The sequence below is a fragment of the Thermobacillus xylanilyticus genome (assembly GCF_907165215.1).
Classification (GTDB): Bacteria; Bacillota; Bacilli; order Paenibacillales; family Paenibacillaceae; genus Thermobacillus; species Thermobacillus xylanilyticus.
In genome coordinates this window covers 1-22,045 of sequence record NZ_CAJRAY010000043.1, presented here as the reverse complement: position 1 = coordinate 22,045, position 22,045 = coordinate 1, and the positions used below count along the sequence as shown (strand labels likewise).

Genomic DNA, 22,045 nt, shown 5'->3' with positions numbered 1-22,045 from the left:
GCCAATCGCATGCGGCGGGCGGATACAGATCGCGGATGCGAATGATGGATTGACAGCCGGGTGATTGGGTGCTACGATGCAGGTGCGTTCGCTTTACAGAATGTTTTTTTGAGAAAAACGATGTTTGTCTATTATTTTTTTCGATGATTGTTCTCTATAAGGAACAAATGATGCGGCCGGAGGATGGTATGAGCGCGATCATCGGCATTTATGGCATACATGACAATCCGGCGATTATGGAGCAGGGAGCCGCCATGATGCAAGCATTGTCCCGGTTTCCGGCGGACGACGAGCAGGCATGGCAAGTGCGGTCGAACGTGTTCTTCGGCTGCCGCGCCCAGTGGATTACGCCCGAGTCGGTCGGCGAGCGCAATCCGCTGCATGATCCGGAACGGGGGCTGGCCGTCGTCGCCGACGCGATCCTCGACAACCGGGAGGAGCTGTGCGAAGCGCTCGGGATCGAGGCCGTCCGCCGCAGCGCCTTGACGGACCCGGAGCTGCTCCTGCTCGCTTATGATGCCTGGGGAACGGGGATGGCGGAACGGCTGGTGGGCGATTTCGCCTTCGCCATCTGGGATGAACGCGGGCGGAGGTTGTATGCGGCGCGGGATTATTCGGGCGCGCGGACGCTCTATTTTACCCGGGACCCGTCAAGCGGAACGGTCTGGCTCAGCACCGTCATGGCTCCGCTCCTCGGACTGCCGCATTTGCCCGGCGCGCTCAACCGGCAATGGATTGCGGAATACCTCGCCCTTCCGTACACCGTGGACGCCGTCGACGGTCGGATGACGGTCCACGAAGGCATCGAACAATTGCCGCCTGCCCATTACCTCGTTGCGGACGCGGAAGGCCGGCTGACGCTGAAGCTCTACTGCCGCATCGAGGAACCTCGGGAGAAACTGAAGCTCGGCTCGGATGCGGAATACGAGGAGGCGCTGCGAGACGTGCTCGGCGCGGCGGTGAAGGCGCGGCTCCGCACGCACCGCGGCGTGGGCGCGCATCTCAGCGGCGGGCTGGATTCGGGATCCGTCGCCGCGTTCGCCGCCCGCGAACTCCGCGCCAGGGGCAGAGCGCTGTACACCTTCAGCTATGTGCCGGTGGCGGACTTTACGGATTGGACGCCGCGCAGCCGGATGGCGGACGAAAGGGCGTATATCAGCGCCGTCGTCGAGCACGCGGGGAACATCGTCCCGGAATACTGCGATTTTCCGGACCGGAATCCGTATTCGGATATCGACGATTGGCTGGATGTCATGGAGATGCCCTACAAGTTCTTCGAGAATTCGTTCTGGCTGAAAGGGATTTTCGAGCGGGCCGCGGAGCGGGACATCGCCGTCCTGCTGAACGGTCAGCGCGGCAACTGGACGATCTCCTGGGGGCCGGCGCTCGATTACCAGACCGCGCTGCTCAAACGCCTCAGACTGGTCCGGTTCTACCGCGAGCTGGACGGCTACGCCCGGCGGATCGGCGTCGGCCGGAGGCGGGTGCTCGGGTCGGTCTGGCGGAGGGCGGTCGGCGCCGGCGCGTCCGGCATGCGGCATCCCGTGCTGGCGAGCCCGCGCCTGCTCGAAGAGACCGGCGTTGTCGAGCGTCTCAGACGGCAGGGATTGCCTGTGCAAGGCAACGTGCGCAGCGCGTATGAGGCGCGCAGGAGGCTGTTCAAACAGACGTGCTTCTGGAACTTGAACGGCACGTACGCCACGAAACTGTCGCTCAGGTACGCCGTTTGGGACCGGGACCCTTCGAACGATCTGCGTGTCGTCCGTTTCTGCCTGTCCGTGCCGGAAGAGCAGTGCGTGCGGGACGGTGTCGACCGCGCGCTTATCCGCCGCGCTGCCCGGGGCTATCTGCCGGATAAGGTCCGGCTCAATCAGAAGGTGCGCGGCGCACAGGGAGCCGACGGCGTCCACCGGATGAAAGCCGCCTGGCCTGCGTTTATCCGGGAGGCGCAGGAGATGCTGGACGATGAAGCGATGCGCGACTACCTGGACCTGGAGATGCTTAAGGAATCGCTGCTCAAAGTGCGGGAAGCGCCGAAACCGGAATATGCCTACGATCTCGATTTCCGCATGCTGATGCGCGGGATCATATTCCGCCGTTTTGTCAGATTACGGGGGAGGAGGTGAAATCCGCATGCGCAAGAAGGAATGGCAGGCGCCCGAACTGGAAGTGCTGGACGTTCGGTTGACGGCGGCAGGTCCGGGTAAGGCGAAACCGGACGGCGTACAGCCGGATGAAGACGAAGACGTGCACTACAGCTGAACCTTGCAGCCTGAGCGGGATGCGGCCTTATAAGCGTGCCGCTTATAAGGCCCGTTCCCGGCCCCGGATGGAGTGTGAAGCGTGACCAGGACGAATACCGGCTATCGGTACCGGGCCTTCGGGCTCCGGATTGACAGCGACATCCCGCTGCCCGAACTCGGAGACGGCACCCGGCCTGACGGCGACGCCGATCTGACCGTCGTCCGCTGCGGCGAGGCGGAGCCGGAATGGGCGGAAGGCGGAGGCGGCGGCAGACTGTATGCGGCGGAAGGCATCGTCTCGTTCCGGGTTCCGCAGACGGCCGCTTTCCGGATCACGAACGGCAACCGGATCGAAGTGCATGCTTACAGCGGAGCAGACGAGGACCGGATCCGCCTGTACGTGCTCGGCACGTGCATGGGCGCGCTCCTGCTGCAGCGGCGCATCCTGCCGCTTCACGGCAGCGTCGTGGCGCGCGACGGGCGCGCATACGCCATCGTCGGCGAATCGGGCGCGGGCAAGTCGACGCTGTCCGCGGCGCTGCTGGAACGCGGATTCCGTCTGGTGACGGACGACGTCGCCGCCATCGTCTTCGATGAGCGCGGCACGCCGCTGGTCATGCCGGCCTACCCGCAGCAGAAGCTCTGGCAGGACAGCCTCGACCGGCTCCAGATTGCCGGCAGCGGGCTGAGGCCGCTCTTCGAGAGGGAGACGAAATACGCGGTCCCGGCGGACGGCGCGTTCTGGCCGGAACCGGTGCCGCTTGTACATATCTATGAGCTCGTCCATTCCGACGGGCAGACGCCGGAGCTTCAGCCGATTGCCAAGCTGGAGCGGTGCTATACCTTGTATCGCCACACGTTCCGGCGGTCGCTGATCGTGCCGTCCGGGCTTGCCGCCTGGCATTTCGAGACGGCGGTGAAGCTGGCGGAGAAGACCGGCATGTATCGGCTGATGCGGCCGGCGAAGGTGTTCGCGGCGCGGGAATCCGCGCGTCTCATAGAGACGCATGCCGATGGGGAGGTGAGCCGATGATCCAGCAGGAATTGATCGCGGCCGACTGCATCGTCGTCCAGAAGCCGGGCGCGATCGTCAGCGACATGAACGGGGAGAAAGTGATGCTCAGCGTGGAGAACGGCAAGTATTACAATCTCGGCAAGCAAGGCGGCCGCATCTGGGAACTGATCGCAAGTCCCATTGCCATCCCGGATCTGGTCTCCGCCTTGACGGCGGAGTACGACATCGACCGGGAGACGTGCGAACGCGATGTGCTGAAATTTCTCGCCTCGCTTCAGCGCGAGAAAATGATCGAGGTGACCCGCCGGTGAGGCGGTCGCCGGCCATGCCCGGCCTCTCGCGGGCGTCCGCCAGGGCTTCGCGCGCCGTCCGGCTGCTGCTGGACCGGCCGGACACGGCGGCGCTGCTTGCGGAGGCCTGGCTGTCTCTTGCGTGGTCTCGGCTGCTGCTGCTCTTCCCGTTCCGCCGGATTGCGCCGATGATCGGCATTCCCCGCAGCGAGACCGAGTGGCGGGAACATCCGCGCGAGCTTGCACAGCAGATCGACCGCATCGCCGACGCTGTCCGGATCGCCAGCCGTATCGCGTGGTGGGAATGCAAATGTCTGGTCCGCGCGCTGGCGGTCATACGGATGTTGAAGCGGCGCGGCATCGAGTACACGCTTTATCTCGGGACCGGCCGGGACGAAGCCGGCCGGCTGGCCGCCCATGCCTGGCTGCGAAGCGGCAGCCGTTTTATTACCGGTGCGGAAGAGAGGAACAGGTTCACCGTCGTCGGCATGTATGCCGCCTTCGGGCGGAGCCTGGACGGGTCATGAAGGCGATGCTGCATGCGGTAAAGCTGCTGCGCCGATACGCCGGCGCGCCGCTCGCCCCGGTGATCGCCGGCATGGCGCTGGCGGGCCTGTTCGAAGGCGCCGGCATCCTGCTGATCGTTCCGCTGCTCGGCGCCAGCGGCTTCCTGGACGGGGCGCACGATTCGGTGCCGTTCCTTGCGCCGCTCCTGGGCAGGCTCAAGACGCTGCCTGCGGACAGCCTGCTGCCCGTTCTGCTGGGCCTGTTCGTGCTGGCCGTGGTGCTGCAGAGCGCGCTGCAGCGGCATGTCGCCATCCAGAGCACGCGGATCGTGAACCGGTTCGGACGGAACCTGCGGATCGAGCTGTTCGACGCGCTGCAGGATGCGCGGTGGAGTCTCTACCTGCGCAAGCGGCGGACCGACCTGATGAACGCGATGACGACGGAGACCGCGCGCATGCTGTATGGCATGGGGCTGGTGCTGCAGGCCGCGTCCGCCCTGATCTACACCGTCCTGCAGATCGGCATCGCGCTTGCGATGTCGTGGGCGCTGACGGCGCTCGTGCTCGCGTGCGGCGCGGCCGTGCTGCTCATCTCCCGCCGGCTGATCGGCAAGGCCAGGGCGCTCGGCAGCCTGACGTCGGAACTGGCGCAGGACTATCTGGCCGGCGTCCATGACCGGCTGCAGGGCATGAAGGACATCAAGAGCAACGACATGGCGGACGGGGGCCGCAAGTGGATTCGCGGCATCACGGAACGGCTGCTCCAGGAACAGCTCGCCTACATCCGGCTGCGGTCCGCGACGGACGCGGGCTACCGGATCGCATCGGCCGTGCTCGTCGCGGCGTTCGCCTATGCCGCCGTCCGCATGCTGCACACGCCGCCGCACATCCTGCTGCTGATCGTGCTCATCTTCGCCCGGCTGTGGCCGCGGATCACGACGCTGCAGACGCAGGCGCAGCAGCTCGCCTCCGCCGCTCCGGCGTTCGCATCCGTCCAGGCGTTGCTTGCGGAGTGCAAGCGGGAGCGCGAGACCGCTTCGCGCGGGGATGCGGCGCTGGCGGACGCGGAAGCCGATGCGAAGAGCGGGCAGCTCCGACTGGAGTACGGCATACGGCTGAGCGGCGTCGCGTTCAGCTATGAAGGGGCCGGCGGCCGAAAGGCGCTCGACGGCATCGACCTGTTCATTCCGGCCCGTGCGACGACCGCGATCGTCGGGCATTCCGGCGCAGGGAAAAGCACGCTCGTCGATGCGGTCATGGGACTCATCCGGCCGCAGGAAGGCGAGATCCGGATCGACGACGTACCGCTGACGGACGAGCGGCTGGCGGCGCTCAGGCGCAGTGTCGGCTATGTGCCGCAGGACCCGTTCCTCTTCGGCGGGACGATTCTGGACAATCTGCGGATGGCGCGGCCCGACGCGACGGAAGAAGAGGTGCATGAGGCGCTCCGGTTCGCGGCGGCCGAATCGTTCGTCAGCCGGCTGCCGCAGGGCATCCACACGCCGATCGGCGACCGGGGCATCCGGCTCTCCGGCGGCGAACGGCAGCGCATCGTGCTCGCGCGGGCCATCCTGCGCAAGCCCGGCATCCTCATCCTCGACGAGGCGACCAGCGCGCTCGATTCGGAGAGCGAAGCCGCCATCCTGCATTCACTGGAGAGGCTCAGGGGCAGCATGACGATCATCGTGATCGCGCACCGGCTCTCCACGATCCGGGGCGCCGACCAGGTCGTCGTCATGGAGCAGGGCCGCATCGTCCAGTGCGGAAGGTATGCCGCGCTGGCGGCCGACCGGAGCGGTCTGTTCGACCGGCTTCTCCGGCAGCAGGCGACGGGCGTGTAACGGACGGCGCCGTTCGCGGCGAACCCGAGCGAACAAAAAGCGCTTGACATGTTCTGTATAGAGAATATAGAATGAGGACGAGTTCATTATATAGAACAAACGGCCTGCGCCTTGTGTTCTATATAACGAACACATTTTGCACAGTTTGTCGCCTTCGAGCGAACGATCAACGAATCCGCAGTCGCCGGGATCGCGGGAGAACGCGCCGTGCAAGGCTCCCGCGGTCGCCGGTCTCGACGCTTGCTTGCTTTAAAGCTGCGGTTTCCGCCGGACGGGGAAACGGAATGACGCCGGGGAGACGGATGACGCGCACCATGCGCGCCAGGGCGAGGAAACCGGACCGTTAAAGCAGGCAAGCCCGCACGGGTAAGGAGGAAGAACATGTCTTATCGCAGACGGTTGTCCATTCTGCTCTCGCTCGATTCCTTGATCGTCATCACCGCCATTTTTGCAGGCCGCATTCTGCTCGAGGCGTCGATCAACGTGCTGACGTTTCCGCTGATCGTCAGTTCGCTCGCCCTGCTCTTCTCGCACCATCTGTACGCATACTTCTACAAGCTCTACAAAAAAGCATGGGAATACGCGAGCATCGGGGAGCTGATCGCCATCGCGAAGGCGGTCACGCTGTCCATCGCGACGGCTGCCATCATCCAGCAGCTGCTCGTCAAAGACATCTACTTCCGCCTGCTGGCCGTCACCTGGATGCTGCACATGCTGTTCATCGGCGGATCGCGGCTGTGCTGGCGGCTGTACCGGAGCGCGCGCATGCCCGGCGGCGACGGCCGGAAGCGGACACTGATCGTCGGCGCGGGCGCGGCGGGCACGATGGTGGCGCGCCAGCTGCTCCAGCCGGGGTCGGAACTGAGGCCGGTCGCGTTCGTCGACGACGATCCGGCGAAGCACAAGCTGGACATCCTCGGTCTCCCGGTGCTCGGCGGCATCGACCGGATTGAGCGGATCGCACGGGAGAAGCGGATCGAGAACATCGTGATCGCCATCCCGTCGCTCGGGAAGAAGGCGCTGCGGCGCATCTTCGAGGAGTGCGCCAAGACGGAAGCGAAGACGCAGATCATGCCGAAACTTGAAGATCTGGCGACGGGGCGCGTATCGGTCAGCGAACTTCGGGATGTCGAAGTGGAAGACCTGCTCGGACGGGAACCGGTCGAACTCGACATCGACAGCATCTCGGGCTATGTGACGGGCCGCACCATCCTCGTCACGGGCGCGGGCGGCTCGATCGGATCGGAAATTTGCCGTCAGGTGGCGAAATTCGGACCGAAGAAGCTCGTTCTGCTCGGACACGGCGAGAACAGCATCTACTCCATCGAGATGGAACTCAGGGATATGTACGGGGATGCCGGAATAGAAATGGTAACGGAGATCGCCGACATCCAGGACGTGCAGAAAATGATGGACGTCATGCAAATTCACCGGCCGGATGTCGTCTACCATGCCGCTGCGCACAAACATGTGCCGCTCATGGAGCGGAACCCGGAAGAAGCGGTGAAGAACAACCTGATCGGCACGATGAACACGGCCCGGGCGGCGAGCTGGCACGGTGTACATATTTTCGTCATGATTTCGACGGACAAAGCGGTCAATCCGACCAGCGTCATGGGCGCCTCGAAACGTCTGGCGGAAATGTATATCCAGTACATGGACGGCATCAGCCGGACCAAATTCGTCGCCGTCCGGTTCGGAAACGTGCTGGGCAGCCGGGGCAGCGTCATTCCGCGGTTCCGCAAGCAGATCGAAGCCGGCGGTCCCGTGACGGTGACCCATCCGGACATGGTGCGCTATTTCATGACGATTCCAGAGGCGTCGAGGCTTGTCATCCAGGCCGGCGCGCTCGCGAAGGGCGGCGAGATCTTCGTCCTCGACATGGGCGAGCCGGTCAAAATTGTCGATTTGGCGCGCAATCTGATCCGTATGTCCGGGTATTCGGTCGAGGATATCGGCATTCGCTTCACCGGCATCCGTCCCGGCGAGAAACTGTTCGAAGAACTGATGAATCCGGAAGAAGTGCAGGAACATCAGGTGTATCCGAAAATCCACGTCGGCAAATCGCAGCGCATTCCGATCCGGGAGATCGAGGATTTGGCGGAACATTTTGCGGAGGCGGACCGGGAGACGCTGCGCGCCTGGCTGCTGGCGCTGGCGAACGGACGAACGGAGCCGGCTTTGGCGGCGGCCGCGCAGGCGGCCGTCAGAGAGTCGAACGAGGAGGCTGCCGCGGCGGGGGCGGCGGCTGCGCCGGGCGATTTCTTCGCGTCTGGCGCCGGTACCGCGCAGCCGGAAGCCGCGCCTTCGGACGGCCGTTCCGCGGCGCCGCTTGCGCCGGCGGCTTCCGCCGTCAGATAACGGGCTGGCCAGAACATGGGAGGGATGCGAACATGAGCGTCAAGAAAGCGATCATTCCGGCTGCAGGACTCGGCACGCGTTTTCTGCCCGCGACGAAAGCGATGCCGAAGGAGATGCTGCCCATCGTCGACAAGCCGACCATCCAGTACATCGTCGAGGAAGCGGTGGCGTCGGGCATCGAGGACATCATTATTGTGACGGGGAAGGGCAAGCGGGCGATCGAGGACCATTTCGACAACTCCTTCGAGCTGGAGTACAACCTGCTGGAGAAGGGCAAGCTCGACCTGCTCAGCGAGGTACAGAAGCCTTCACAGATGGCGGACATCCACTACATCCGGCAGAAGGAGCCCCGCGGACTCGGCCACGCCGTCTGGTGCGCCCGCAAATTCATCGGCAACGAGCCGTTCGCCGTGCTGCTCGGGGACGACATCGTGCGCGCCGAACGCCCGGCGCTGCGCCAGCTGATGGATCAGCATGACCGGTACCGTTCGTCGGTCATCGGCGTGAAGCCCGTGGCGGACAACGAGGTACACCGCTACGGCATCGTGGACGGCAAGCCGATCGACCACGGCTTCTACAGCGTGGCCGGGCTGGTGGAGAAGCCGTCCCAGGGGTCCGCGCCGTCGAATCTTGCCATCATGGGGCGGTATATTCTGAGCCCGACGATCTTCGACATTCTGGGCAGCCTGGAGCCCGGCGCCGGCGGCGAGATCCAGCTGACCGACGCGATCGCGAAGTTGAACGAGACGGAAGCGGTGTACGCGTTCGAGTTCGAAGGCACCCGCTACGACGTCGGCGAGAAAATGGGGTTCATCCGCACCACGGTCGAGTTCGCGCTGCAGCGCGAAGATCTTCGCGAGAGTCTGCTCGACTATCTGACGCAGCTGCTGCAGGAACAGCTGCATCCCCAGGCGCGGTGATGATCGATGGGTCAGCCCGCAGGCCGAATCCTGTTCTGCGCGACCGTCGCGCAGCACCTTGAGCGGTTCCACCAGCCCGTCATGCGATGGTTCAAGTCCCGGGGCTGGGAAGTGCACGCGGCCGCGGCCGGTCCGCTGGACCTGCCCTGGGCGGACCGCCGGTTTGACGTGCCGTTCAGCCGATCGCCGGCGAGGCTGACGAACGTCAGAGCCTACCGGGAGGTCCGGAGGATCATCGATGAAGGCGGCTACCGGCTCATCCATTGCCATACGCCGACGGCCAGCGCCCTGACCCGGCTGGCGGCGCGCAGGGCGCGGCGCGGCGGCACACGGGTGCTCTATACGGCGCACGGGTTTCACTTCCAGGCGGGGGGCTCGAAGCTGAGCTGGATGCTCTATTACCCGCTGGAGCGTATGCTGGCCCGGCTGACCGACTGCCTGATCACGATCAACGAGGAAGACTTTCGGCTGGCGGCGGACAGACGTTTCCCGGCCGGCCGCATCGTCCGCGTGCACGGCGTCGGCGTCGATCTGGAGCGGTTCGCGCCGGCCGATGCCGAGACGCGCCGCGGCATGCGCCGGCGGCTCGGCTGCGGCATGGACGACCAGCTGCTCTTCTATGCGGCGGAATTCAACAAGAACAAAAATCAGCGGATGCTGATCGAAGCGCTTGCGCTTCTGAAAGACGAATTTCCCCGGGCGAGGCTGCTCCTGGCGGGCGACGGCCCGCTGCGCCCGGCCTGCGAGGCGCTCGCCGTGCGGCTCGGCGTCGGGGACCGGACCCATTTCCTGGGCTTCAGGCCGGACATCGCCGACTGGCTGCCGTCGCTGGATATCGCCGTTGCGTCAAGCTACCGGGAAGGGCTGCCGGTGAACGTGCTGGAGGCCATGGCCTGCGGGCTGCCGGTCGTTGCGACCTCGAACCGGGGGCACCGGGAACTGGTGAACGACGGCCGCAGCGGCTGGCTCGTGCCGCCGGGAGATACCCGGCAGATGGCCGACCGCATCCGTTGGCTGCTCCTGAATCCCCGCGACCGCGCGGCGTTCGGCGGCGCCGGCCGGGGGATCGTGTCCTCTGCGTACGGGCTGGACACGGTAATGGCGGAGATGCGTGCCATTTATGCTTCAATTCTGGGTGAAATGGAGATTGGTACATGGGCGCAGAGACAAGAGTCCTTCACGCCGTCGTCAACATGAACCGCGGCGGCGCGGAGACGCTGATCATGAATCTGTACCGGCGCATCGATCGGACGCGGGTGCAGTTCGACTTTTTGACCTGCCGCGAAGGCGTGTTCGACGATGAGATTCGTTCCCTCGGCGGAAAGATCCACCGCATTCCCTGGATTACCGACGCCGGCCCCGTCGGCTATGTGCGGGCGCTGGATCAATTTTTTGCCGGGGACGGGCGGCGGTACGGCATCGTGCATGCGCACATGGACCGAATGAGCGGCTGGGTGCTGAGGGCCGCCCGCCGCGCAGGCGTTCCCGTACGGATCGCGCACAGCCACAGCACGAAGGTGGAAGGCGGCGCGCTGGCGCGGCTGTACAAATGGGCGTCGGGAAGGCTGATCGACCCGAACGCCACCGACCGGTTTGCCTGCTCGGAAGCGGCGGCCGTCTCGCTGTTCGCGCATCGCGCCGGAGAGGCGAAACTTATCCGCAACGCCGTCGATTGCGGCGCACTTGCCTTCGATCCGGATGTCCGGCGCGCGGTGCGGGCCGAACTGGGCCTTCTTCCCGGACAGCTCGCCGTCTGCCATGTCGGGCGATTTCACCCGGCGAAAAATCATGCGTTCCTGATCGATCTGTTCGCCGGGCTGACGGAGGAGCGTCCGGATGCGGTGCTGCTGCTCATGGGGGACGGACCGCTCAAGAAGGATATCGTCCGCCGAATCGAAGCGGCGTCGCTTGAAAGCCGTGTTCGTCTTCTCGGCGTGCGCGGCGACATCGCACGGCTGCTTGCGGCCATGGACGTCATGGTGTTCCCGTCGCTCCACGAAGGTTTGCCGGTGGCGCTGATCGAGGCGCAGAGCGCGGGACTTCCGTGCGTCGTCTCGGATCGGGTGACGGAAGAGGCCGACCTCAAGATCGGGCTGGTGACGCGCATTCCGCTGGAAGCTCCGGCGGATCGCTGGATTCGCGCGATCAAGGAAGCGGCGGCCATAGCGGATGCGGTTCACGTGCGCAGGGAGGCGGCGGAGCAGGTGCGCAGGCGCGGCTACGATATCGGCGCTGTGGCGGCTGAACTGGCCGATTATTACGGACAAGCCTTCCTCCGCCAGACGTCCGGTCCGACGGAGACGAGGAGGATCGTATGATGAAGTTGCATTGCCGGATGCGGCTTGGCTCAGTATCACAGCATCTCTATCAGATCATTGCCGGGTTCGAACTGTTGGCGCGGCACGGCGTCATCGAGCTTGTGATCGAGCGGCAGGCGAAAGGGGCGTGCGCGGAGCCGATTCCCGTCAACATGCTGGAAGTCACGCTGAACCGTGAAATCCGGCTGCTCTATGACCTGAACGACGGCTACGACAACCTGGTCGAGGAGCCCGAGCGGCTGTACGGACCGCTGCTCCGGCGCTACGATATCTGCTTCAAGCGCAGTTTCAGCGCGGTGCGCAACGCCCGGCTCACGCACGGTGAAAAGATCTGCCCGCTGGGACTGAACTACATGGTGACGATTCCGGGCAGCGTCGCGCATTGGCCGATGCCGCTCGATCATCCGATCGAGAAGATGAAGAAGCTGATCCGGATGCTGCCGCTGACCGTGCATTACTACGGCTGGTATACCGTCGAGAAGTTCGAGGACGAGCCGCGGCCGGAGGAACCGCCTCGTGTTTTGTTCATGGCGCGGATGTGGGATGTGCGGGGGGATTCCCCCGACATGCATCTCCCGGAGACGAAGCGGGAGGAGCGGCATTACATCAACGAGCAGCGCGCGCGCACGATCCGCCTGTGCCGGGAGGCGTTCGGCAGCCTGTTCCATGGCGGCGTCGCGCCGACCCCGTTCGCTGCCGAACATTATCCCGATCTCGTGATCGCCGACCGGCGGGAGGTCAGCCGGCGCGCCTACCTGAAGCGGATGAAGCGGTCGTCGATCTGCATCGCCACGATGGGACTGCATCAGTCGATCGGCTGGAAGTTCGCCGAATACGTGGCCGCCTCCAAGGCGATCGTGACGGAGACGCTGCATTACGAAGTGCCGGGCGTCTTCGGCGAGAACCGCAACTACCTGTCGTTCCGCACGCCGGAGGAATGCGTCGAGGCCGTCGCCAGACTGATCCGGGACGAGCGGCTCCGGATGCATCTCATGCAGAACAACTACAACTATTACCGGCGCCATGTGCGGCCCGACCGGCTCGTGCTGAACAGCCTGATGGCGGCCGTGGAGCCTTCCCGGCAGGAGACGGGGGTGCTCGTCCAATGAACCGTGATACGGGGAAGCCGACGCTGACGGTGTTCACGCCGACCTTCAACCGGGCGTATGTCCTGCCCCGGTGCTACGAGAGCCTGAAGCGGCAGACGTCGAAGGACTTCGTCTGGCTGGTCATCGACGACGGATCGACGGACAGCACGGCCGAACTGGTGCGCGGCTGGATGGCGGAGGGCGAGATCGCGATCCGCTACCATTACCAGGAGAACCAGGGGATGCACGGCGCGCACAACGCGGCCTATGAGCTGATCGACACGGAACTGAACGTCTGTATCGATTCGGACGACGACATGCCGGAAGACGCGGTGGAGAAAATCGTCGCGTTCTGGCGCAAATACGGAAGCGATGATTATGCCGGCATCGTTGGGCTTGACGCGGACCGGGACGGGAACATCATCGGCGACCGGCTGCCGGAAGGCATGACCGCCTGTACGCTGTTCGGCCTGCATGCGGTCCATCGGGTGCGGGGGGACAAGAAACTGGTGTACCGGACCGATCTGGTGAAGGCCGTTCCGCCGTATCCCGTTTTTCCCGGTGAAAAATACTGCCCGCTCAGTTACAAGTACGTGCTGATCGACCGGATCCGGCCGCTGCTGCTCATGAACGAGGTGCTCTGCCGCGTCGAATATTTGCCCGACGGGTCGAGCCTCAACATGATTCACCAATACCGGCGCAACCCTCGGGGATTCGCCTTCTTCCGGCGGACGGCGATGGAGGTGGCGCCGACCTGGAAGCAGCGGTTCCGCGAAGCGGTGCATTACGTGTCGAGCTGCCTGATGGCGGGCGGACGCGGCATGCTGCGCGATTCGCCGCGCAAAGGGCTGACGCTTCTCGCCATTCCGCCCGGCGTGCTCCTGTTTCTGTACATCCGGAGCACCCGCAGGTCGGCGCCGGTGACGGCCGGTCGTTGAGACGGGAGGCGCATGGCGATGACTGTCCTGTGGCTCAATCTGCTGTTCGTATTCGTCTGCGCGGCGCTCGCCCGCATGGCGCCGCTGGCGCGGCAGCCCGGGATGCTTGCGCCGGAGGGCGGCCCCGCGCCCGTGCCGAAGCCCAACAAGCTGCTCGTGGCGGCCGCCGCGGCAAGTTTCGTGCTCGTGTCCGGGCTGCGCAACAATATCGGCGATACACCGTTCTACATGCTCAATTACTATCTGCTGAATCCGACGTTCGAGGGATTCAGCTTCGAGGGCGACTTCGGCTTCAGCGTGCTGTCGATCGTATTGAAGAAGCTGACCCCCGACCCGCAGGCTTTGGTTTTTGTGACGGCATTCGTGACGAATGTGCTCATCGTGACGGGGCTGTACCGGTATTCGCGGATGATCGAGGTGAGCCTGTTCCTGTACATTACGACCGGCATGTTCACCGTCTCGATGAACGGCATTCGTCAGTATCTCGCCGCGGCCATCCTGTTTGCCGGCACGCACTGGCTCATCCGGGGGGACTGGCGGCGGTATTTTCTGATCGTTCTGCTCGCGGCGACGTTTCACAACACGGCGATCATCATGCTGGGCGTCTATTTTCTGGTGCGGAGGCGGGCTTGGACGAAAACGACGATGCTGCTGCTCGCCCTGGCCGTGCTTGCCGCCATCGGATTCGACCAATTTTTCGGCGTCTTGCTCATTCTGATTGAAGGCAGCCATTACACGATATACGGGCAGTTCGACGAAGGCGGCGCGAATATCATACGGGTCGCCGTCACAGGTGCTCCTCTGCTCGTCGCGTTCCTCGGCCGGCACAAGCTGCGCAGCATCTGGCCCGAGAGCGATCTTTTCGTCAACATGACGATGCTGGGGTTCCTGTTCATGGTCATTTCGGTTAACAACTGGATTTTCGCGCGGTTCAACATTTATTTCGGCCTGTACAGTCTGGTGCTGTGTTCGTGGATCATTCCGCTGTTTGCGGAACGGTATCGGAAATTGGCCTATTACGGGCTTCTGGTGCTCCATCTGATGTATTTCTACTATGAGCACGTCGTGGCGCTGGGGCTCCAATATCGGAGCGATTATCTGTAACGGCTGCGGTGACAGGCCGGAGGTGACTTGTCAATGTCCTATGACGGCCGGGCAGAGGCGGCGGGCGTATCCGGCGGGCCGGTCGTTGTCCTGCACGTCGTGCCGGGTATCTCGGCGGAAGGAATCGGGACATTTGTCCTCAATATGCTGGAGCATCTTGATCGAAGCAAGACGAAGGTGCTGCTGGCCGTCACGACGGATTGGGAGCAGCTTCACGAAAGCCGGGTGCGGGAACTGGGAGCGGAAGTCTGGCGAACGGCCGAGATCGGCGAAGGGCTGGCCGGGTGGGTCAGGCATTTCGTGCGGCTGATCCGGCTCATCCGGCGGCACGGGAGAATCGACGCCGTGCACAGCCACATGGACTATTTCAACGGCATCAATTGTCTCGCCGCGCTCATCGCGCGCGTGCCCGTCCGGATCTCGCACGCCCACAGGACGGCCGAATCCGGCAGGATCGGCTGGATGAGGCGCCTCTATTCATTGGTCATGCGCCTCCTGATCGCGGCGTGCGCGACGGAGCGGATCGGCTGCTCCAAATCGGCGAATGAAGGGCAGCATCGGATCGGTCCGTGGCGATTCGGCACGAAGATCGTGAACAACGGCATTGACATGGGGTTATTCAAGCCGGTCAGGTCGAAGAGCGTGCCGGACGGAGTCGACATGCGGGAAGGTGAGATTCGCTTCGTCACGGTCGGGCGGATGGACGAAGTGAAAAATCCGTTGTTTCTGGTCCGTGTTTTCCACGAGGTGAGACAACGCGTACCGGGCGTCAGGCTGTACTGGATCGGACACGGGAGCCTGCGCGGCGAAGTCGAATTGCTGATTGCGAAGCTCGGTCTGGAATCGTCGGTTGCGCTGCTCGGCGTCCGCAGCGATGTTGCCGACATTCTGCCCTGGATGGACTATATGCTGCTCCCGTCGAGGCGGGAAGGGCTGGGCATCGCGCTTATCGAGGCACAGGCTTGCGGCGTGAAGTGTTTCGTCTCGGACATGGTTCCTGCCGAAGCGGACCTCGGGCTTTGCGTCTTCCTTCCGCTCGGGCAGAATGAAGTTTACTGGGCGGAGCGGATCTGCGAGCGGCTCAAGGCGGGCGGCGGCGGGCTTGCGCTCGATCCGGAGCGGGCAGCCCGGTACGACATCCGGAGCACCGTCCGGGAACTGGAGACGATCTGGCAGGCGAGACGCGGAAAGGCCGGGGGCGGCATTTCGGAAGGCGGATTGCAGGCGTGAAGGCGAGAAGTTTGCGGGGCGGCGGACCTCTTTTTTTCACGGATGATGCTGCTGCCGCACGGGGGTACGGAAAGGAGTGGCGCAAGTGGAGGGCAAAGCGGCGGACGGATGCCGGATTCCGAAGGTGCTGCATTATTGCTGGTTTGGACGGGGGGACAAGCCGAGGCTGGTGCGGAAATGCATGCGAAGCTGGCGGCGCCATCTCGGCGATTACGAGTGGATCGAATGGAATGAAGACAACTTCGATGTGGACGCCCATCCGTATGTCCGGGAAGCGTACGAAGCGGGAAAATACGCGTTCGTCAGCGATTACGTGCGGCTCCACGCGCTGCTGAAGCATGGCGGCATCTACCTTGACACCGACGTCGAAGTGCTCCGGCCGCTTGCACCTCTGCACAAGCACCGCGCGTTCACCGGTTTCGAGGACGGCATCTATCTCCAGTCCGGCACGCTCGGCGCGGAGCCGGGACATCCGTGGATCGCGGCGCTGCTCCGCGATTACGAGGGCAGGCGGTTCCGTCAGCCGGACGGCAGTTTCGACATGACGACAAACACGTCCGCCATGACGCAGCTCAGCGAAGCGATCGGCCTGAAGCGGGACGGCAGCTTCCAGACGCTTCCGGACGGCGTGGCCGTCTATCCTCGCAGCTACTTCAGCCCGTACGATTATATCGACGGCCGCAGCTTCCTGACCGCCGAGAGCTACACGATTCACCATTTCTCGCAGTCGTGGCTGCCCGCGCATGTGCGGCTGCGCACCGGGGCGAAGCGCATCGTGGGCCGTGTGGCGGGGCCGGCGGTGATCGGCGGGCTGCGGCAGCTGTTCGGCCGGAATGTGTGAGCCGGCGCTTCTGACGGAACGTGATTCCGTCAGCGGGGGGGCGACGGGGCTGCGCAGCTGCGGCATACCGGGCTTACGGTTCCAACCGCCGTGAATTGACAGATCGGACCATGGGTGTTAATGTTAAGTTATGTTCATTATAAAGAACGACACCAGTCTAAATAGTGAACATCTGGAGGAGAGGGCGTTGCCTTCGAAACGGTTTCCGCGTTGGGACACCTCATCGTTCCCGGAGGAGCTCAAGGTGATGCTCGAGCTGCTGCGCGACCGGCGTCCCCCGGCGGTCTGTCCGGAACCGGATCCGTCCGACGGGTTCGACTGGGAGCGGTTCGCGTCGCTTGCCGTCCATCACCGGGTCTATCCGCTTGTCGTCAAGCGGCTCAAGCAAGGGTTGCAGGCGGATATGCCGCAGCATGTGCTGCAGCGGCTGGAAGCGCAGTGCCGCGACAACACGCTCCGCATGCTGCATCTGTGCGGCGAGACGAGCCGCATCGTCAGCCTGTTCCGCGATCGCGACATCCGCATGCTCGTGCTGAAAGGGCCGGCGCTGTCGCTCGATCTGTACGGGGATCTGGCGATCCGGCCGTCGGGCGATGTCGACCTGCTCGTGCCGCTTTCCGACATCGGCGAAGCCGACCGGCTGCTCCAGATGCTGGGCTACGTGAAGGACGATTACATCCGCACCGTGCTGGGCGATTGGCGCTGGCGCCACCATCACTACGCCTTCGTCCATCCGCAGACCGGCTCGAAAATCGAGCTCCACTGGCGGATGCATCCGTGGCCCGCGCGGGAACCATCCTTCGACGCGCTGTGGGCGCGCCGCCGGACAATGATGATCGGCGGCCGGCCCGTCGACCTGCCCGGGCTGGAGGACACGTTCCTGTTCCTGGCATCGCACGGCGCCCGCCACGGCTGGTCGCGCCTCCGCTGGCTGCTCGACATCGACCGGATTGCGCGGCTGCCGCTGCGCTGGGACCGGGTCGCCGCCGAAATGCGGCGCCTGGATTGCGGGCACATCGGCGGGCAGGCCTTGCAGCTTGCGGCCGGCCTGCTCGGCACGCCGATACCGGAAAGCGCCAGGCAGGCATCGAACCATCCGCGGGCGCGCGAGCTGGCGGAAGAAGCGCTGTTCTACATCGGCCGCGTCATCAACCTGCACAGCCCGCCGCTGCCGCCGGAGGTGGCGCGCCATCACAGCCGGCATCTGCTGAATCTGATGACAATGCGCCAGCGGCTCTTGTTCCGGCTCAGCTACCTGCATCCGTACCATGCGGACGCGGAAGCGCTGCCGCTTCCGAAGCCGCTGCATTTTCTGTATTACCCGCTCAGGCCGGTCATCTGGATGTGGCGGAAAATGCGGGTGCCCGTCCAGTCGGGAGGCGACTCGGCGTGAAGAAGCGGGTGCTCATCACCCTGTACGACATGGAGATCGGCGGGATCGAGCGGAGCCTGGTCAACATGCTGGAGCATTTCGACTACGACCGGTACGAGGTCGACCTGCTCGTCTTCCGGCATACCGGCGAACTGCTGCCGATGCTGACGGACCGCGTCCGCCTGCTGCCCGAGGAGAGGGGGCTGGCCGCGTACCGCAAGTCCATCGTCGAATGCGTGAAGGACGGGCAGCTGCTCTCGGCGATCGTCCGGATGGGCTGCAAATACGGCTCGCGGCTGAAGGCGCTCCGCCATCCCGTGAACCGCCGGGACGCCGGCGCCGGCTACATCCAGATGCAGCTTGTCTCGAAATATATGGCGCGGATCCAGCCGCGCCGCCGCGAGCGCTACCACGCCGCGATCAGCTTCTCATGGCCGCATGACTACACGGCCCGCAACGTCCGCGCCGACGTGAAGATTGCCTGGATCCATACGGACTACTCCGTGCTTGCTGTCGACCGTGAACTGGATCTGAACATGTGGCAGTCGTTCGATTTTCTCGCCTCCGTGTCCCCCGCCTGCACCCGCTCGTTTCTGAGCCGGTATCCGGAGCTGGAGGGCCGGGTTGTCGAGATCGAGAACATCCAGTCGCCGTCATTCGTCCGCGCCATGGCCGATGAAGGCGGCGTGCCGCCCGAGATGGCGGACGATCCGGAAGACGGCGCGGGGGAGAAGCCGTTCCGCATCGTCTCCGTCGGCCGGCTGTCGTATGCCAAAGGCTTCGACCTGGCGGCCCGGGCGCTCCGGCTGCTGCACGACCGCGGGCTTGCGCACATCCGCTGGTACATCGTCGGATTCGGCAGCATGGAGGCGGAATTGAAGGAACTGGCGGCGGAGCTGGGGCTTCGGGACAGTTTTCGGCTGCTCGGCAAAAAGGCGAACCCGTACCCCTACATGAAAGCGGCCGACCTGTACGTCCAGCCGTCGCGCTACGAAGGCAAGGCGGTCGTCGTCACCGAGGCGCAGATACTCGGCAAGCCGGTGCTCGTCGCGGATTATCCGACGGCGGCGAGCCAGGTGACGGACGGCGTCGACGGGTACATCTGCCCGTCCGGACCGGAAGGCCTCGCGGATGCGATCGAGCGGCTGGTGCGGGACCGCGGGGCGCTCGACCGGGTCGCCGAAGGCGCGCGTCGGCGCGACTACGGCAACGCGGACGAGCTCAAGAAACTGTATCACATGATGGCGTGAGGGTGGCCGCAAAGTGGAAGTCAGTGTCATCGTGCCGGTGTACAACGCGGAAGCGCATCTGGAAAGCTGCATCGCCTCGCTGCGCGCGCAGACGCTGGAAGCGTGCGAGTTTATTTTCGTGAACGACGGATCGACGGACGGCAGCCGGCGGATCATCGAGCGGCACGCCGAGCTGGACGACCGGATCGTGCTGATCGACCAGCCGAACCGCGGCGTCAGCGCGGCCCGCAACGCGGGGCTTCAGGCCGCCGCCGGCCGCTATGTCGGCTTCGTCGACGCGGACGACGAAGTCGCGCCGGAATTCTACGAGACGCTGCTGGGGGCGGCGGAGCGTCACGGCTGCGACGCGGTGATCGCGGAGTTCGCGGAAGGCGAGGCGGGCCGCCCGGCCGCCTATCCGTTCCCGGCCGGCGTCACGCTCGACCGCTCCTGCATCACGAACCGGCTGCTGCCCTATTTCGTGGAGTCGGACCGCTGCAACTCGGTCTGCAACAAGCTGTACCGGATGAGCGCCGTGCGCCGCTCCGGCGCTTTGTTTCCCCGCGGCGTGGCGCTCGGCGAGGACGGCTGGTTCAACATGCTGTTTTTCGCCGCGGCGGAATCGGCCGTTTATCTCCGATACTGCGGCTACCGCTACCGTGAAACGGAGGGCAGCGCGACCCGGCGATGGCTCGACCGGGACTACTTCGCCAGGGCGCTGGAAGTGTACCGCGCGGAGCTGCCGCCGATCTATGCGGAGCTGATGGATGAGCGCGAGCTCGAGGTCCGCCGCTCGGCGAAGCTGATCCGCAGCGTGCTGGCGTATATCTACGTTTACTGCCGGCCGGCCGTCGGACTGACGCCCGCGGAGCGGCTGCGGAAGGTGCGCCGGATGATCGGCCATCGCGATGTGCGGCGGGCGCTGGACGTGTACCGCGCCGCGTTCGGCGGCGCGGCGGGCCGCTACGAGCGCCTCATGCTGGGGCTCATGAAGCGGCGCTCGGCACTCGGGTTGTACTGCGCCGCTACCTACAGCCGGCTGCGGAGCGGAGAATGACCAGCCGGACGGGAGGAATGATCGGGATGAATGTACTCATGTTCGCGCACGGCGGAAGTCTGAACCGGGGATGCGAAGCGATCGTCCGGTCGTCGGCCGCCCTTATCCAGTCGCGGATTCGCGGCGCGAAGGTGCTGCTGGCGTCCGAGCGTCCGGAGACGGACCGCGGGCTGAACGTTGCGGCGGTGTTTGACGGTTCGGCGCGGAAGCTGCGCAAGTATTCGCCGGAATGGATCGTATCGTCCGTCCGGGTCAAATGGCTGGGCGACGAGTCGTACGCGCTCGGCCGCATCCACCGCAACGTCATCCGGCGGATCAAGGACGCGGACGTCTGCTTGTCGATCGGCGGCGACAACTATTGCTACGGTGAACAACCGGGCTGGTACGAAGTCGATCGCCGGGTCAAAAAGATGGGCCGCAAACTCGTGCTCTGGTGCTGCTCCATCGGCGAGGAGGATCTGTCCGAGCGGAAACTGGAGGATCTGCGGCGGTTCGACCTCATTCTGGCGCGGGAGACGCTGACATACGACGTGCTGCGGAACTGCGGATTGGACAATGTCCGGCTGGTCGCCGACCCGGCGTTCACGCTTCCGGGCATCCGGCTTCCGCTGCCGCCGGGCTGGAAGGAAGGCGACACGATCGGCGTCAACATGAGCCCGCTCGTGGCGGGGCGCAACCCGGCCGCGCTGGAGGCCGTGCGCGGGTTGATCCGTCATGTGCTGGAGACGACGGATTCGGCGATCGCGCTTACGCCGCACGTGATCGAGCACGGCAACAGCGACCTCGACACGCTGCGGCCGCTGTATGAGGAATTCAAGGCGTCGCGGCGGGTGCTGCTTCTGCCGGGCGATCTGAACGCCATGCAGGTGAAAGGCTATATCGCGCGCATGCGCTTCTTCATCGGCGCCCGGACGCACGCGACGATCGCCGCCTATTCCAGCGGCGTGCCGACGATCGTGCTCGGATACAGCGCGAAGTCGAAAGGCATCGCGCGCGATCTGTTCGGCCGGGAGCGGCTCGTGATCGACACCCGCGTGGCGGCGAACCCCGCCGCCGCGCTGATCGAAGCTTTCAAGGAAGCGGTCGCGGAAGAAGAGGCGCTTCGCGGCCGTCTGGCGGACGTCATCCCGCGCATCCAGGCGATGTCGCGCAGGTCGGCCGATTATCTGGCCGATCTGGCATGAGGGGCGCGGCTGCCGTGAACAAGAAGAAGCTGCTGTTCATCATGCCGAGTCTCGCCGCGGGCGGCGGAGAGAAGGCCCTCGTCAATTTGCTGGGCCGGCTCGACTACGGCCGGTACGAGGTCGATCTGTTCCTGCTCGATCACGGCGGATTGTTCATGGACCTGCTGCCGCCGGAAGTGCGCGTGCTGCCCTGGCCCGGTCGCTACGAGCGGTTCCGGCAGCCCGTCCTGCGCTCCGTGCTGTCGTCGCTGCGCGCGGGCGACCCCGGGCTTGCGGTCAGCCGCCTCCTGTATGCGGCGCGCAGCCGGATCGGGAGCACGGCGTCTGTGCGCGAGCAATACGGCTGGCGTTACCTGCGCCGGGCCCTGGCGTCCGCCGTCCCCGGCCGATACGACGCGGCCGTCGGCTTCCTGGAGAAGACGTCGACCTATTTCTGCGTCGATCTGGTGCAGGCGGAGCGGAAGATCGGATGGATCCACATCGACTACGACCGGCTCGGCATGGACCC

At 64.8% G+C, this 22,045-nt stretch carries 19 protein-coding genes and 1 pseudogene; all 20 read left to right on the top strand.

Translation table 11 applies throughout. The annotated features are described in order from the left end of the window. The first annotated feature begins 188 nt into the window (after positions 1-188). Positions 189-2,126 (top strand): asparagine synthase-related protein, encoded by a 1,938-nt coding sequence (locus KJQ12_RS09175; protein WP_213484415.1) that lies wholly within the window; start codon positions 189-191, stop codon positions 2,124-2,126. 7 nt (positions 2,127-2,133) lie between these two features. Next, a complete protein-coding gene (locus tag KJQ12_RS09170) occupies positions 2,134-2,262 on the top strand; it encodes a paeninodin family lasso peptide (RefSeq protein WP_213484414.1) in 129 nt (42 codons plus the stop codon). Positions 2,263-2,343: 81 nt separating this feature from the next. Continuing rightward, complete coding sequence (locus KJQ12_RS09165) at positions 2,344-3,276, top strand: HPr kinase/phosphorylase (protein WP_213484413.1); 933 nt, start codon at positions 2,344-2,346, stop codon at positions 3,274-3,276. Beyond that, positions 3,273-3,569 (top strand): lasso peptide biosynthesis PqqD family chaperone, encoded by a 297-nt coding sequence (locus tag KJQ12_RS09160; protein WP_015255974.1) that lies wholly within the window; start codon positions 3,273-3,275, stop codon positions 3,567-3,569. Before KJQ12_RS09165 ends, KJQ12_RS09160 begins: the two co-directional genes overlap by 4 nt. Continuing rightward, a complete protein-coding gene (locus KJQ12_RS09155) occupies positions 3,566-4,075 on the top strand; it encodes a lasso peptide biosynthesis B2 protein (protein ID WP_232427697.1) in 510 nt (169 codons plus the stop codon). Before KJQ12_RS09160 ends, KJQ12_RS09155 begins: the two co-directional genes overlap by 4 nt. Continuing rightward, positions 4,072-5,895, top strand: coding sequence for an ABC transporter ATP-binding protein (locus KJQ12_RS09150; protein ID WP_213484412.1), 1,824 nt, complete (start codon positions 4,072-4,074; stop codon positions 5,893-5,895). The genes KJQ12_RS09155 and KJQ12_RS09150 overlap by 4 nt, the downstream gene beginning before the upstream one ends. A 381-nt stretch (positions 5,896-6,276) precedes the next feature. Then, a complete protein-coding gene (locus KJQ12_RS09145; RefSeq protein ID WP_213484411.1) occupies positions 6,277-8,256 on the top strand; it encodes a polysaccharide biosynthesis protein in 1,980 nt (659 codons plus the stop codon). Positions 8,257-8,288: 32 nt separating this feature from the next. Then, complete coding sequence (gene galU / locus KJQ12_RS09140) at positions 8,289-9,176, top strand: UTP--glucose-1-phosphate uridylyltransferase GalU (RefSeq protein ID WP_213484410.1); 888 nt, start codon at positions 8,289-8,291, stop codon at positions 9,174-9,176. Positions 9,177-9,182: 6 nt separating this feature from the next. Continuing rightward, positions 9,183-10,373 (top strand): glycosyltransferase family 4 protein, encoded by a 1,191-nt coding sequence (locus KJQ12_RS09135; RefSeq protein WP_213484409.1) that lies wholly within the window; start codon positions 9,183-9,185, stop codon positions 10,371-10,373. Beyond that, entirely contained in the window at positions 10,331-11,494 is a 1,164-nt protein-coding gene (locus tag KJQ12_RS09130) for a glycosyltransferase family 1 protein (RefSeq protein WP_213484408.1), read from the top strand. The genes KJQ12_RS09135 and KJQ12_RS09130 overlap by 43 nt, the downstream gene beginning before the upstream one ends. Continuing rightward, positions 11,494-12,603, top strand: coding sequence for a glycosyltransferase (locus tag KJQ12_RS09125; RefSeq protein WP_244860533.1), 1,110 nt, complete (start codon positions 11,494-11,496; stop codon positions 12,601-12,603). The genes KJQ12_RS09130 and KJQ12_RS09125 overlap by 1 nt, the downstream gene beginning before the upstream one ends. Next, complete coding sequence (locus KJQ12_RS09120; RefSeq protein ID WP_213484406.1) at positions 12,600-13,520, top strand: glycosyltransferase family 2 protein; 921 nt, start codon at positions 12,600-12,602, stop codon at positions 13,518-13,520. Before KJQ12_RS09125 ends, KJQ12_RS09120 begins: the two co-directional genes overlap by 4 nt. Before the next feature lie 18 nt (positions 13,521-13,538). Further along, positions 13,539-14,624, top strand: coding sequence for an EpsG family protein (locus tag KJQ12_RS09115; protein WP_015255965.1), 1,086 nt, complete (start codon positions 13,539-13,541; stop codon positions 14,622-14,624). Between the two features lie 33 nt (positions 14,625-14,657). Then, positions 14,658-15,854 carry a glycosyltransferase gene (locus KJQ12_RS09110; protein WP_213484405.1) on the top strand — a complete coding sequence of 399 codons (1,197 nt, stop codon included), beginning with the start codon at positions 14,658-14,660 and terminating at the stop codon, positions 15,852-15,854. An 85-nt stretch (positions 15,855-15,939) separates the two neighbouring features. Beyond that, entirely contained in the window at positions 15,940-16,695 is a 756-nt protein-coding gene (locus KJQ12_RS09105; RefSeq protein ID WP_213484404.1) for a glycosyltransferase family 32 protein, read from the top strand. A gap of 187 nt (positions 16,696-16,882) precedes the next feature. Next, positions 16,883-18,088: a nucleotidyltransferase domain-containing protein gene (locus KJQ12_RS09100; RefSeq protein WP_015255962.1), complete on the top strand. Its 1,206-nt coding sequence runs from the start codon at positions 16,883-16,885 to the stop codon at positions 18,086-18,088. Beyond that, positions 18,085-19,317, top strand: coding sequence for a glycosyltransferase (locus KJQ12_RS09095; RefSeq protein WP_015255961.1), 1,233 nt, complete (start codon positions 18,085-18,087; stop codon positions 19,315-19,317). Before KJQ12_RS09100 ends, KJQ12_RS09095 begins: the two co-directional genes overlap by 4 nt. A gap of 13 nt (positions 19,318-19,330) precedes the next feature. Continuing rightward, positions 19,331-20,353 carry a glycosyltransferase gene (locus tag KJQ12_RS09090; protein ID WP_213484403.1) on the top strand — a complete coding sequence of 341 codons (1,023 nt, stop codon included), beginning with the start codon at positions 19,331-19,333 and terminating at the stop codon, positions 20,351-20,353. A 26-nt stretch (positions 20,354-20,379) separates the two neighbouring features. Next, entirely contained in the window at positions 20,380-21,537 is a 1,158-nt protein-coding gene (locus KJQ12_RS09085; protein ID WP_213484402.1) for a polysaccharide pyruvyl transferase family protein, read from the top strand. A gap of 14 nt (positions 21,538-21,551) precedes the next feature. Further along, a pseudogene (locus tag KJQ12_RS09080) lies at positions 21,552-22,045 on the top strand (glycosyltransferase); the annotation flags it as partial.

What these genes read in the sequence shown, in the direction of transcription:
- KJQ12_RS09175 (WP_213484415.1), top strand. Translation starts at nt 189, where the DNA reads ATGAGCGCGATCATCGGCATTTATGGCATACATGACAATCCGGCGATT.
- KJQ12_RS09170 (WP_213484414.1), top strand. Translation starts at nt 2,134, where the DNA reads ATGCGCAAGAAGGAATGGCAGGCGCCCGAACTGGAAGTGCTGGACGTT.
- KJQ12_RS09160 (WP_015255974.1), top strand. Translation starts at nt 3,273, where the DNA reads ATGATCCAGCAGGAATTGATCGCGGCCGACTGCATCGTCGTCCAGAAG.
- KJQ12_RS09150 (WP_213484412.1), top strand. Translation starts at nt 4,072, where the DNA reads ATGAAGGCGATGCTGCATGCGGTAAAGCTGCTGCGCCGATACGCCGGC.
- KJQ12_RS09145 (WP_213484411.1), top strand. Translation starts at nt 6,277, where the DNA reads ATGTCTTATCGCAGACGGTTGTCCATTCTGCTCTCGCTCGATTCCTTG.
- galU (WP_213484410.1), top strand. Translation starts at nt 8,289, where the DNA reads ATGAGCGTCAAGAAAGCGATCATTCCGGCTGCAGGACTCGGCACGCGT.
- KJQ12_RS09135 (WP_213484409.1), top strand. Translation starts at nt 9,183, where the DNA reads ATGGGTCAGCCCGCAGGCCGAATCCTGTTCTGCGCGACCGTCGCGCAG.
- KJQ12_RS09130 (WP_213484408.1), top strand. Translation starts at nt 10,331, where the DNA reads ATGGGCGCAGAGACAAGAGTCCTTCACGCCGTCGTCAACATGAACCGC.
- KJQ12_RS09125 (WP_244860533.1), top strand. Translation starts at nt 11,494, where the DNA reads ATGAAGTTGCATTGCCGGATGCGGCTTGGCTCAGTATCACAGCATCTC.
- KJQ12_RS09120 (WP_213484406.1), top strand. Translation starts at nt 12,600, where the DNA reads ATGAACCGTGATACGGGGAAGCCGACGCTGACGGTGTTCACGCCGACC.
- KJQ12_RS09115 (WP_015255965.1), top strand. Translation starts at nt 13,539, where the DNA reads ATGACTGTCCTGTGGCTCAATCTGCTGTTCGTATTCGTCTGCGCGGCG.
- KJQ12_RS09110 (WP_213484405.1), top strand. Translation starts at nt 14,658, where the DNA reads ATGTCCTATGACGGCCGGGCAGAGGCGGCGGGCGTATCCGGCGGGCCG.
- KJQ12_RS09085 (WP_213484402.1), top strand. Translation starts at nt 20,380, where the DNA reads ATGAATGTACTCATGTTCGCGCACGGCGGAAGTCTGAACCGGGGATGC.